Raw genomic sequence first — 11,675 nt, 5'->3', positions numbered from 1 at the left:
GATAAAGCCTCGCGCTTGCCGATGCCGCCAGCCCCCATCCCAGCCTTCCCCCAGAGGGGGAAGGAGCCAATACCAATACCCAACTCCGGAACCTCCGCCATGACTCTGTCGGACATGATGAACATCGGCCTCATGCAGGGCTTCGCGGGGCTGAGCCTCTTCGCGGTGCTGCTGCTCATGGGGCTGGGCCTGGCGATCATCTTCGGCCAGATGGGCGTGATCAACATGGCGCATGGCGAGTTCATGACCATCGGCGCCTACTCGATCTACCTGGCCGCGCGCGTCACCGAAAGCCTGGCGCCGGCGTTCATGCCGTACTACTTTCCGATCGCCATCGCGCTGGCCTTCGTGTTCGCCTTCATCACCGGCTGGATCGTGGAGTGGGTGCTGATTCGCCACCTCTACAAGCGACCGCTCGACACGCTGCTCGCCACCTGGGGCGTGAGCCTGGGGCTGCAGCAGATCTTTCGCACCTTCATCGGCCCGAAGGAAGTGAGCCCGACCTTGCCCGAGTGGCTCATGGGCTCGTGGACGCCGCATGAAGGCCTGGACATTCCCATCAATGGCCTGTTCGTGCTGGCGCTCACCGCGCTGGTCACGGGCGGCGTGCTCATCGCGCTGCACAAGAGCCGCTGGGGCCTGAGGGTGCGCGCCACCGTGGCCAACCGCACCATGGCCAACGCCACCGGCATCGATACGAAGAAGACCGACCGCCTGACCTTTGCCATCGGCTGTGGCATCGCCGGCGTGGCGGGCGCGGCCTTCACCACCATCGGCTCGACCGGGCCGACCTCGGGCTCGCTCTACATCGTCGACGCCTTCCTGGTCGTCACCTTCGGCGGCGCGGCCAGCCTGCTGGGCACGGTGGTCTCGGCCTTCGGCATTGCGCAGACACAGTCGATCTCGGAGTTCTTCATGACCGGCTCGATGGCCAAGGTGCTGACGCTGTCGCTGATCGTGCTGATTCTGATGATGCGCCCCCAGGGCCTCTTTGCCGTCAAGGTCCGCCGCTGAACCCCGATTCCTTTTTGGAGAACGTTTCGATGAATTCCCTCAAGGCCTCGATCCAGCGCTACCAGCTCGGCAGCCTGCTGCTGCTGGTGCTGCTGCTCGCGGTGGTGCTGCCGCTGTCGCTCGACATCTTCCGGCTCAACCTCGTGGGCAAGTACCTCACCTACGCCTTCGTGGCCGTGGGGCTCGTGATGGTGTGGGGCTACGGCGGCGTGCTGAGCCTGGGGCAGGGCGTGTTCTTCGGCATCGGCGGCTATGCGATGGCGATGTTCCTCAAGCTCGAAGCCTCCGACCGCATCTCCACCAAGATCCAGACCACGCCCGGCATACCGGACTTCATGGACTGGAACCAGATCACCGAACTGCCCACGCTGTGGCTGCCGTTCAAGAGCCTGCCGCTGAGCCTTGCGCTGGTGGTGCTCGCGCCGATGGCGTTGGCCTGGCTCGTGAGCTTCGCGATGTTCAAACGCCGCGTGGGCGGCGTGTACTTCGCGATCATCACGCAGGCGGTGGCGCTCATCTGCACCGTGCTCATCATCGGCCAGCAGGGCTACACGGGCGGCGTCAACGGCATGACCGATTTGAAGACAATGCTGGGCTGGGACACGCGCACCGACAGCGCCAAGTACATCCTCTACTACGTGTGCGTGGCCTTGCTGGTGCTGAGCATTCTGCTGTGCCGTTGGGTGCAGACCAGCAAGCTGGGCACGCTGCTGCTGGCCATGCGCGACAAGGAAGACCGCGTGCGCTTCTCGGGCTACGACGTGTCGAACTTCAAGGTCTTCACCTTCTGCCTGGCGGCCGGGCTCTCGGGCATCGGCGGCGCGATGTTCGCGCTGCAGGTGGGCTTCATGTCCCCCAGCTTCGTGGGCATCGTGCCCTCCATCGAGATGGTCATCTTCTGCGCCGTCGGCGGCCGCATGAGCCTGGTGGGCGCGGTGTACGGCGCGCTATTGGTGAACGCGGGCAAGACGCTTTTTTCGGAGAGCTTTCCGGACCTGTGGCTGTTCCTGATGGCGGGCCTGTTCATCGGCGTGACGATGGCCTTTCCGATGGGGCTGGCCGGCGTGTGGGAAGAAAAGATCCGCCCCTGGTGGAAGTCGCGGCGGCAGGCATTGGGCGACGCGGCGGTGAAGCCGCCGATGAGCCCGGCACCCGCGCCATCCACGGCACCGACGACCACTCCCGAACCGACGCTCCCCGAAGGCGTCGGCAGCCAACGCGCCTGACCCCGGAGCCCCGCACGCATCATGAGCAACACAGACTTCGCGCTCGCGGTCGAAGACCTCACCGTGTCCTTCGACGGTTTCAAGGCCATCGACGCGCTCACGCTGTACATCGACCGCAACGAGCTGCGCGTGATCATCGGCCCCAACGGCGCAGGCAAGACCACGCTGCTCGACCTGATCTGCGGCAAGACCCGCGCCAGCGCCGGCAGCATCAAGTTCAAGAACACCGAGCTCACGAGGATGGCCGAGCACAAGCGCGTGCGCCTGGGCATAGGCCGCAAGTTCCAGACCCCGTCGATCTACGAGAACCTTTCGGTGTTCCAGAACCTGGAGGTGTCGTTTCCCAAGGGGCGGTCGGTGTTCGGCGCGCTGGCCTTCAAGTGCGACGAAGAGGTCAAGGCCAAGGTGCAGGCCGTTGCGCAAGAGATTGGCCTGGCCGACCGCCTCGACACCGAAGCCGGCCTGCTGAGCCACGGCCAGAAACAGTGGCTCGAGATCGGCATGCTGCTGATGCAGGAGCCCGAGCTGCTGATGCTCGACGAGCCGATTGCCGGCATGAGCGCGCGCGAACGCGAACTCACGGCCGACCTGCTCAAGCGCATTTGCCAGAACCGCGCCGTGATCGTGATCGAGCACGACATGGCGTTCGTGAAGCAGATCGCGCACAAGGTCACCGTGATGCACCAGGGAAAGATCCTGGCCGAAGGACCGATGGAGAAGGTGCAGGCCGATCCGAAGGTCATCGACGTTTATCTGGGGCACTAGATGAAGCACTGCCTGGTCGTACAAGCTGCGTGTCGTTCAGGGCTCGCTCACGCCGACGGTGTGCTCTGCTCCGCGAATGTCCCCCGCCCTTCGGGCTCCTCCTTTATTTCGCTGCGCAGAGCACACCGCCGACGTGAGCGTTATCAGAGCACTGGTTCATCGGCCGCACACCGACAGCGTGCCCAGGTGCACAGGGCATCGGGTGCTCCCCGCAGCGAAATAAAGGAGGAGGGGCGCAGCCCCGGGGGACATTCGCGGAGGGGAGTACCCGGTGTCCTGTGCACGTACCAAGAACGTTCAAACCCGGAAGTAAAAACATGAGCAACGTCATGCTGAAGGTGCAAGACCTGCACGTAGCCTACGGCCAGAGCGAGGCCCTGCACGGCCTCTCGTTCGAGGGCCATGCCAATGAAACCATCGCCATCATGGGCCGCAACGGCATGGGCAAGACCACGCTGTTCAAGAGCCTCATGGGCATTCTTCCGCTCAAGAGCGGGCGCATCGAAGTGGCGGGCCAGGACGTGTCGCGCGACGAGAGCTTTCGGCGCGTGGCCAAGGGCATCGCCTACGTGCCGCAGGGCCGGATGATCTTTCCCACGCTCACGGTCGAGGAGAACATCCAGACCGGCCTGGAGAACTCGAAGACCCGCCGCATCCCCGAGGAAATCTACGCCCTGTTCCCCGTGCTGTGGGACATGAAGACCCGCAAGGGCGGCAACCTCTCGGGCGGCCAGCAACAGCAGCTTGCCATTGCGCGCGCCCTCGTCACCGACCCCAGGGTGCTGCTGCTCGACGAGCCCACCGAAGGCATCCAGCCTTCGATCATCAAGGACATCGCCAAGGCCCTCAACGAGATCCGCAAGCTGCGCGGCATCACCATCGTCGTGTCCGAGCAAGTGCTCAGCTTTGCGATGGACGTGGCCGACCGGCTGTTCGTGATCGAAGGCGGAAGGCTCGTTCATGAGACCGCGCGCGAGAAGACCGATGTGGACCACATCAAGGCCTATCTCTCTGTTTGACCCGACCGATTCACCACACCCCAAGGAGCCACTGCAAATGACGGACACGCTGATCAAGGTCGACCTGACCAAGTCTCCCACCGAGAACGAGAACATCCACAACCGCTGGCACCCGGACATTCCGATGGCCTGCTGGGTCAACCCCGGTGACGACTTCATCCTCGAGACCTTCGACTGGACCGGCGGCTTCATCAAGAACAACGACAGCGCCGACGACGTGCGCGACATCGACCTGAGCACCGTGCACTACCTCTCGGGCCCCGTGGGCGTGAAGGGCGCGGAGCCGGGCGACCTGCTGGTGGTCGACCTGCTCGACATCGGCGCCAAGCAGGACAGCCTGTGGGGCTTCAACGGCTTCTTCTCGAAGAAGAACGGCGGCGGCTTCCTGACCGACCACTTTCCCGAAGCGCAGAAATCGATCTGGGACTTCAAGGGCATGTTCACCAGTTCGCGCCACATTCCGGGCGTGAACTTCGCGGGGCTGATCCACCCCGGCCTGATCGGTTGCCTGCCCGACAAGCCCATGCTCGACATGTGGAACGAGCGCGAGAAGGCGCTGATCGCCACCGACCCCGATCGCGTGCCCGGCCTGGCCAACCCGCCGTTTGCCGGCACCGCCCACATGGGCAAGATGACCGGCGACGCACGCGCCAAGGCCGCGGCCGAGGGTGCGCGCACCGTGCCGCCGCGCGAGCATGGCGGCAACTGCGACATCAAGGACCTGTCGCGCGGCTCGAAGGTGTTCTTCCCCGTGTACGTCGACGGCGCGGGCCTGAGCGTGGGCGACCTGCACTTCAGCCAGGGCGACGGTGAAATCACCTTCTGCGGCGCCATCGAAATGGCGGGCTGGGTGCACATGAAGGTCACGCTCATCAAGGGCGGCATGGCCAAGTACGGCATCAGGAACCCGATCTTCAAGCCCAGCCCGATCACGCCGCAGTACAACGACTACCTGATCTTCGAGGGCATCTCGGTCGACGAGAGCGGCAAGCAGCACTACCTGGACGTGAACGTGGCCTACCGCCAGGCCTGCCTGAACGCCATCGAGTACCTGAAAAAGTTCGGCTACTCGGGCGCGCAGGCCTATTCCATTCTCGGCACGGCGCCCGTGCAGGGCCACATCAGCGGCGTGGTCGACGTGCCCAACTCGTGCGCCACGCTGTGGCTGCCCACGGGCATCTTCGACTTCGACATCAACCCGACGCCTCGGGCCCGGTGAAGTTCATCGACGGCAGCGTGGACATGCCGCTGTCGCACGACCTGCGTTGAGGCCCGCGCCATGCCCACCTACGACTACGCCTGCGGCCGATGCGGCGGCTTCGAGGCGCTGCGGCCCTCGGGCCTGCGCGACGAACCGGCCGCGTGCCCCGACTGCGGATGCGCGTCACCGCGCGTGCTGTCGGCCGCGCCGCGGCTCGCGCTGATGGCGTCGGGCACGCGCCACGCCATGGAAACCAACGAGCGCGCGCGGCACGAGCCGGGCAGCTCGCGGGACTATGCGCGCTTCAAGCACCCGGCGGGATGCGGCTGCTGCGGTTCGGGCAAACGCGGTGCGACGGTGACGGCGCCAACGGCGCGAAGTCGGCGCCCTCGCGCCGGCCCTGGATGATCAGCCACTGAGCTTCAGGCCCTACCCAGGCAGCGGGCGTGGGCTGGCAGGTGAAGAAAAAAGACCACCTGAAGCCCCGAAATTCGGGGCATCCCCTCTTGACCAGCGGCTTTTCAAGGGCTTGATTGTTTCAATCCCGTGAACGCCGCGGTTCCTTTTGACGGCGTTTTTCAGGGTGCTTCAGGATCAAACTTCTCCTCACCAACCAACCCATTGAAGGAGATTGAAATGAATGCCTCGAAGATCCTCGCTGCTGCTGCTCTCTCGCTCCTGGCCGCTGCCGGAGCACATGCAGAAACCTACGACGCGTGCACGTCGTGAACTCTTCGGTCTCCCGCGCCGAAGTCGCACCGCAAGCCGCTGCCGCCGCACGTGCCGGCAACGAATACAGCGATGCCTCCAGCGCCGGCGCCCAAGCCTTCACGTCGACCGCCAACCGCGCGACCGTGCAAGCCGAAGCCGTTGCCAAGGCCCACGATCCGCTGCAAAGCCTCGACCGCCGCGCGTTCTACCGCGACGAAGTGCCGCAAGCCTACAAGAAGCCCAGCGTGTCGTTCACGCGCCAAGCCGGCCTGTAAGCCAGAGCCACCGCACCTCGGGTGTTGGGGCGGAAAGAACGGACCTCGGGTCCGTTTTTTTACGTCGGTGCTTTAAAAATATACGCATTGAGTATATATTTGCGGCCCATGAACAACATGCCACAACAGGTGCTCCTGCGCGACGCGATGCGTCAACTCAACATGACGCGGGATGTCTTCGCGGAACGCATCGGCAGCCGAAGGAGGGCGCTGGACGCCTGGCTCCTGCCCGACGAATCCAACGAATTCCGGGCCATGCCCGAGGTTGCCCGGCGCTTCGTGAGCGAAATCCTGGCCGCCGACGGGCATCGCGGTGAATATACGCAAAGCGCACATGAAGGCATCTTGCGCAAGGCGCTGGCCACCGGCGGCGCGCACCATCTGCTGTCGGTCAGCCAGTTCAACCGCGACGCCATCGACGAGCTGTTCCAACTGGCCGACGTCATGCAGCCCATCGCGCGCCGGCGCAAGGTCAGCCGCGTGCTCGAAGGCGCCGTGCTGGCCAACCTGTTCTTCGAGGCCAGCACCCGCACGCGCGTGAGTTTCGGCGCCGCGTTCTGCCGGCTCGGCGGCTCGGTGTGCGACACCACCGGCTTCACCTTCTCGTCGATGGCCAAGGGCGAGTCGATCTACGACACCAGCCGCGTCATCGGCGGCTATGTCGACGCGATGGTGGTGCGGCACCCCGAGCAGGGCTCGGTCGCCGAGTTCGCGCGCGCCACCAACGTGCCCGTCATCAACGGCGGCGACGGCCCCGGCGAGCACCCGAGCCAGGCGCTGCTCGACCTGTACACCATCCAGCGCGAGTTCTCGCGCCTGGGCAAGCTGGTCGACGGCGCGCACATCGCGATGATCGGCGACCTGAAATACGGGCGCACCGTGCACTCGCTCATCAAGCTGCTGGCGCTGTACAAGGGCCTGAAGTTCACGCTGATCTCGCCGCCGTCGCTGGCCATGCCCGCCGCGATCGTCGATGCCGTGAGCCGCAACGGCCACGTGGTGGAAACCGCCGCCACGCCCGCGCAGGGGCTGGCGGGCGCCGACATCATCTACGCCACGCGCATCCAGAAGGAGCGCTTCGCGAACGACGAAGTGCTGGAGGGTTTCGACAACGCCTTCGAAGTGAATCGCGCGCTGATCGAGTCGGCCTGCAAGCCCGAGGTGGTGGTGATGCACCCGCTGCCGCGCGACGGCCGGCCCGGCTCGCACGACCTGAGCACCGACCTCAACAACGACCCGCGCCTGGCCATCTTCCGCCAGACCGACAACGGCATTCCGGTGCGCATGGCCATCTTCGCGACGCTGCTGGGCGTGGAGAAACTCGTCAGCCGTTCGATGCGCGATGCCGCGTGGACGCCGCCGTCGCACATCGGGCCGGACGACAGCGTGTTCCACGGGCTCGACTGAGCCGAGCGCGTTTTCTTTTTCAGGCGTGCGCGAGGATGTTCACGAGCTTGCCGAACGGGTCGCGCACGTAGAAGCGGCGCACGCCCCACGGCTCGTCGACCGGGCCGTATTCGATGACGAAGCCCGCGGCCTTCATGCGCTCGAAGGCCGTGTCGACGTCGTCCACTTCTATCGACAGGTCGGGCACCGCCGTGCCCGAGCCGCCCTCCGAGGCGAAGCTGACCTGCAACGCCATCTCGGCCTGCGCGCCGTAGGTCTGGATCCAGCCGTGGTCCATGAGCAGGTCAAGGCCGAGCACGTCCTTGTAGAAGGCGGAGGCGCGCGGGCGTGGGCGTCGCGAAGTTGGCGACGATGCGTTTGACTTTCATGGTGTGCTTTCCTTGTCGGCTTCCTGTCCGATGAAAAATGTCTTGAGCCGTCCTTTCGAGTCGACCTGAAGCGCGTCGCCCTCGATGCGGATGCCCGTCCACGTGTCGATGGGGCCCTCGGCGCCGATCAGTTCGAGGCTGTCGACGGAAAGCACCCGATAGCGAAAGACCGGCGCGCACTGCGGGCCGTCGCTCTCGCCGAGGATGGCGCGCGCGAAGCCGTTCGCGTCGAACCAATAGATTTCGACGCCGGTGTCGCCGCTGTCGAGCTGCAGGCGACGGCCGAGGGGAACGGGTGGCTTCATCTGAAGAGCATCCTCTCGATGGCCGACACGGCCAGGGTCTCGGTTTCTCCGGTCGATGCGGGGTCCAGGGCAAGGTCTCCCAACATCTGAAGCGCGACGGCCTTGTTGCCACGCTCGGCAATGGCTTCGGCCTTGGCCACGAGCAGGGCTCCCCGGGTCTCGACGTCCGGGTTCTTGCCCAGTCCCTTTTCGATGAGCACCAGCCGCTTGGCGGGATCGCTCTCCAGCTTGGACAACTCTTGCCATCCCGGCGCGAAATCCGGGTGGCGCGCGGTCATGTCGAGGGCGGTCTTCGTGGCCTTCTTCATATCATGCGATCGGTTTGCTTGCGGTCGGCCAGCAAGAAGCGGCAGCGCAGGCTTTCGGGGACAAAGGGCGTCGCTTCGGTCAGGGTGAATCGGCTCATTGGCTGGGGCTCTCCATTGCGTGATCGTTGTCGCGCGCGAAGTCGCGCCGGTACTTGATGAAGCCCTTCTTCTTCGATCCCGTGAAGCCGCATCGCGCAAAGAAGCGATGTGCGTCGCCGCGTTCGACGGCGCTGAGCAGCATGATCTTGGAGCAGTCGCGCGCGATGCATTCGTCCTCGATGTAGCGCAGAAGTTCTGTCCCGGCACCCCGACCTCGAAATGCCTGACCCACGACGATGTTCTCGATCACGGCGAAAGGCTGGGTCCTGAACATGGCGTCGACGCAGAAATTCAGCAGTGCGGTGGCCTGCAATGCGCCCGCGTGTTCCAGAACAATCAGCGCGGCCCGTGGGTCTTTCGCGATGTCCGCGATGTGCGTCGGCAGCACATGCACATGCGCGTTGTCGACCAGTTCGCGGTACAGCGCCTCGATGCCGTCGGCATCGGCGGGAGTTGCGCGCCGGATCGATGCGGCCGAATTGGCGGTGTGTGTCTTCTCCACGAGGCAGTTGTTCTTTGAGTGGGAAACAGCCGAATATAAAACGTGGGCTCGTCGCTGCTTTTCGCGTGCCTCGGTCTTCGCGTGCGCGAGCGCTCTTGCCTGAGTTCTCACACACCGCTAAGCGGACTCTCACGGCCCCTTAAGCCAACTCTCACCGCTGCATAAGCGAACACTCACGGGCCGGTAAGTGCGTCGTCCTAGAGTGAAAGCGTCACTACCATCCAAGGAGACAGCCATGAGAGTCCGTATCCTCACCCTCTGCATCGCCGCGGTGCCCGCGCTGGTGCTGGCATCGTTCGCGCATGCGAGCGGGCGCGCCGATCCCGACTATCCGCAGATGTCGCAGTCGACCATGTCGCGCGACGCCGTGGCAGCGGACGCAATGCGCGCCAACAACGGCATTCACGCCACCGAGGTCCTGGAGTCGCAGCCCGCGCCGGCCGTGAGCGGCATGGACCGCGCGCAGGTCGAGGCCGCCGCGGTTCGCGCCAACAACGCCATCCATCCGACGGAGATCATGGAGTCGCAAGTGGCGCCGCCGGTGGCATCGGCGAACCTGCCGAACACGTCGAGCGCATCCGGCGAATGACGCTGCGCTTCGCGCGGTTGCCAGTCGTCAGTCGCGCACGAGCACAAACCGCTTGCGGATCCCGTCGGCAGCCGAAGGCGCCACCCACAGGTCGAACTCTCCGGGCTCGACCGTGGGCTTCATGTCCCGGCCGACGAACTGCAGGTCGTCTTTGGTGAGCGTGAATTCGACAACCGTCGACGCGCCCGGCGCGATCGTGACCTTGCGGAAGTCCTTGAGCTCGCGCACGGGCCGTGTCACGCTGGCCGCGCGCTCGGCCGCGTAGAGCTGCACCACTTCTTCGGCCTCGCGCTGGCCCGTGTTGGTGACGGTGGCGCGCACGCGCAGCGTGTCCGACATCGCCATGCGGTCCTGGCTCAGCTCGACGCTGTCGTAGCGCACCGGCGCATAGCCGATGCCGTAGCCGAAGGGGTAGAGCGCCTCGTTGGTCGCGTCGAGGTAGCGGGTCTTGAACGACGTGCCCGGCGCACCTTCGGGTGAGGGCCGTCCGGTGCGCTTGTGCGCGTAGTAGTAGGGCACCTGGCCGGCCGTCTGCGGAAAGCTCACGGGCAGGCGGCCCGACGGGTTGAAGTCGCCGAACACCACGTCGGCGATGGCGTTGCCGGTCTGCACGCCGAGGAACCACGTGACCAGAATCGCGCGCGCATTGCGCACCGCGCCCTTCAGCGCCATCGCGCGGCCGTTGCTCAGCAGCACGACCACGGGCTTGCCGGTGGCGGCCACGGCCTCGGCCAGGTCCTGCTGCGCCTGCGGCAGGCCGATGTCGCTGCGCGAGCGCGCCTCGCCCGACATCTTCTCGCTCTCGCCGATGGCCAGCACCACCACGTCGGCTTCGCGCGCGGCGGCCACGGCGGCGTCGATGCCGCCCGCCAGCGGCGCGCCGATGCCGGAGCCGCGCACCACGGTGACCGACGAGTCGGCGCCGAGCGCGGCGCGCAGCCCCTGGTCGATGCCCACGGGCGCCGACTGGCCCGGGAACAGGCTCCAGGCGCCCATCAGGTCGACGGTACCTTCGGCGAAGGGGCCGATCAGCGCGATCTTCGTGCCGGCCTTGGGCAGCGGCAGCAGCATACGGTCGTTCTTCAGCATGACGATGGAGCGGCGCGCGGACTCGCGGGCCAGCGCGATGAACGCGGGGTTCTCGGCGCGCTGCGCGGCGGGCGGGCCGTCGAGGCCGCGCATGGGGTCGTCGAACAGGCCGAGCTTCTGCTTGACGTGCAGCACGCGGCGCACGGCCTCGTCGAGCCGCGCCATCGGCACTTCGCCCGAGGCCACGAGGTCGGGCAGGTAGCGCATGTACAGGCCGCTCTGCATGCTCACGTCGGTGCCGGCCATGAAGGCCATCTTGGCGGCCTCGCGCGCGTTCGCGGCGTAGCCGTGCTCGACCAGTTCCTCGTCGGCCGTGTAGTCGGAGACCACGAAGCCCTTGAACTTCCATTCGTCGCGCAGCACGCCGGTCAAGAGGTCGCGGTTGGCGGTGGAGGGCACGCCGCCGATTTCGTTGAAGGCGCTCATGACCGACAGCGCCCCCGTGTCGACGGCCGCGCGGAACGGCGGCAGGTAGACCTCGCGCAAGGTGCGCTCCGAGATATCGCTCACGCTGTAGTCGAGCCCGCCCTCGGCCGCGCCGTAGGCCGCGAAGTGCTTGGGTGTGGCGAGCATGGCATCGGGGCGCGACAGGTCGCTGCCCTGGAAGCCGCGCACGCGGGCGGCGGCGAACTGCTTCGACAGCAGCACGTCTTCGCCCGCGCCTTCGAGGCCGCGGCCCCAGCGCGCGTCGCGCGCGATGTCGACCATGGGCGCGAAGGTCCAGCGAAAGCCGTCGCCGTGGCCTCGACCGCCGCGGCGCGCGCGGTGCGCTCGGCCAGCGCGGGCTCCCAGCTCGA

General features: G+C 66.0%; 10 protein-coding genes and 4 pseudogenes. 9 read left to right on the top strand and 5 right to left on the bottom strand.

Annotated elements, in window-relative coordinates; all coding sequences use genetic code 11:
• Positions 1-99: 99 nt before the first annotated feature.
• From urtB to BMG07_RS17015, 8 genes and pseudogenes are all read left to right on the top strand, one after another.
• Positions 100-1,014 (top strand): urea ABC transporter permease subunit UrtB, encoded by a 915-nt coding sequence (gene urtB, locus BMG07_RS17050; RefSeq protein ID WP_198085571.1) that lies wholly within the window; start codon positions 100-102, stop codon positions 1,012-1,014.
• 29 nt (positions 1,015-1,043) lie between these two features.
• On the top strand, positions 1,044-2,240 hold the full coding sequence (gene urtC / locus BMG07_RS17045) for an urea ABC transporter permease subunit UrtC (RefSeq protein WP_198085570.1): 1,197 nt from the start codon (positions 1,044-1,046) through the stop codon (positions 2,238-2,240).
• A gap of 21 nt (positions 2,241-2,261) precedes the next feature.
• Positions 2,262-3,005: an urea ABC transporter ATP-binding protein UrtD gene (gene urtD / locus BMG07_RS17040; protein WP_198085569.1), complete on the top strand. Its 744-nt coding sequence runs from the start codon at positions 2,262-2,264 to the stop codon at positions 3,003-3,005.
• A 329-nt stretch (positions 3,006-3,334) separates the two neighbouring features.
• Positions 3,335-4,024 carry an urea ABC transporter ATP-binding subunit UrtE gene (gene urtE / locus BMG07_RS17035; protein WP_198085573.1) on the top strand — a complete coding sequence of 230 codons (690 nt, stop codon included), beginning with the start codon at positions 3,335-3,337 and terminating at the stop codon, positions 4,022-4,024.
• Between the two features lie 37 nt (positions 4,025-4,061).
• Positions 4,062-5,293 (top strand): annotated as a pseudogene (gene fmdA, locus BMG07_RS17030) (formamidase).
• A gap of 10 nt (positions 5,294-5,303) precedes the next feature.
• A pseudogene (locus tag BMG07_RS17025) lies at positions 5,304-5,644 on the top strand (zinc ribbon domain-containing protein).
• A gap of 217 nt (positions 5,645-5,861) precedes the next feature.
• A pseudogene (locus tag BMG07_RS17020) lies at positions 5,862-6,211 on the top strand (alpha/beta hydrolase).
• Positions 6,212-6,319: 108 nt separating this feature from the next.
• Positions 6,320-7,618, top strand: coding sequence for an aspartate carbamoyltransferase (locus tag BMG07_RS17015; RefSeq protein WP_198085568.1), 1,299 nt, complete (start codon positions 6,320-6,322; stop codon positions 7,616-7,618).
• Between the two features lie 19 nt (positions 7,619-7,637).
• Here BMG07_RS17015 and BMG07_RS17010 read toward each other — a convergent pair.
• From BMG07_RS17010 to BMG07_RS16995, 4 genes and pseudogenes are all read right to left on the bottom strand, one after another.
• Positions 7,638-7,986, bottom strand: a pseudogene (locus BMG07_RS17010) (VOC family protein).
• Positions 7,983-8,291 carry a hypothetical protein gene (locus tag BMG07_RS17005; protein WP_198085567.1) on the bottom strand — a complete coding sequence of 103 codons (309 nt, stop codon included), beginning with the start codon at positions 8,289-8,291 and terminating at the stop codon, positions 7,983-7,985. The pseudogene BMG07_RS17010 and the gene BMG07_RS17005 overlap by 4 nt, the downstream one beginning before the upstream one ends.
• Positions 8,288-8,599: a hypothetical protein gene (locus tag BMG07_RS17000; protein WP_198085566.1), complete on the bottom strand. Its 312-nt coding sequence runs from the start codon at positions 8,597-8,599 to the stop codon at positions 8,288-8,290. The genes BMG07_RS17005 and BMG07_RS17000 overlap by 4 nt, the downstream gene beginning before the upstream one ends.
• A gap of 94 nt (positions 8,600-8,693) precedes the next feature.
• Positions 8,694-9,311, bottom strand: coding sequence for a GNAT family N-acetyltransferase (locus BMG07_RS16995; RefSeq protein WP_198085565.1), 618 nt, complete (start codon positions 9,309-9,311; stop codon positions 8,694-8,696).
• 124 nt (positions 9,312-9,435) lie between these two features.
• Here BMG07_RS16995 and BMG07_RS16990 point away from each other — a divergent pair, with 124 nt between their 5' ends.
• Positions 9,436-9,789: a hypothetical protein gene (locus BMG07_RS16990; RefSeq protein WP_198085564.1), complete on the top strand. Its 354-nt coding sequence runs from the start codon at positions 9,436-9,438 to the stop codon at positions 9,787-9,789.
• A 27-nt stretch (positions 9,790-9,816) separates the two neighbouring features.
• On the opposite strand, the gene BMG07_RS16985 is transcribed toward BMG07_RS16990, so the two are convergent.
• Complete coding sequence (locus BMG07_RS16985) at positions 9,817-11,670, bottom strand: glycoside hydrolase family 3 C-terminal domain-containing protein (protein ID WP_269759083.1); 1,854 nt, start codon at positions 11,668-11,670, stop codon at positions 9,817-9,819.
• Between the last annotated feature and the right edge of the window lie 5 nt (positions 11,671-11,675).

Origin of the sequence: Variovorax sp. E3, from assembly GCF_016082275.1 — a bacterium.
GTDB lineage: Bacteria > Pseudomonadota > Gammaproteobacteria > Burkholderiales > Burkholderiaceae_C > Variovorax.
This window is presented reverse-complemented; position numbering and strand designations above follow the sequence as displayed.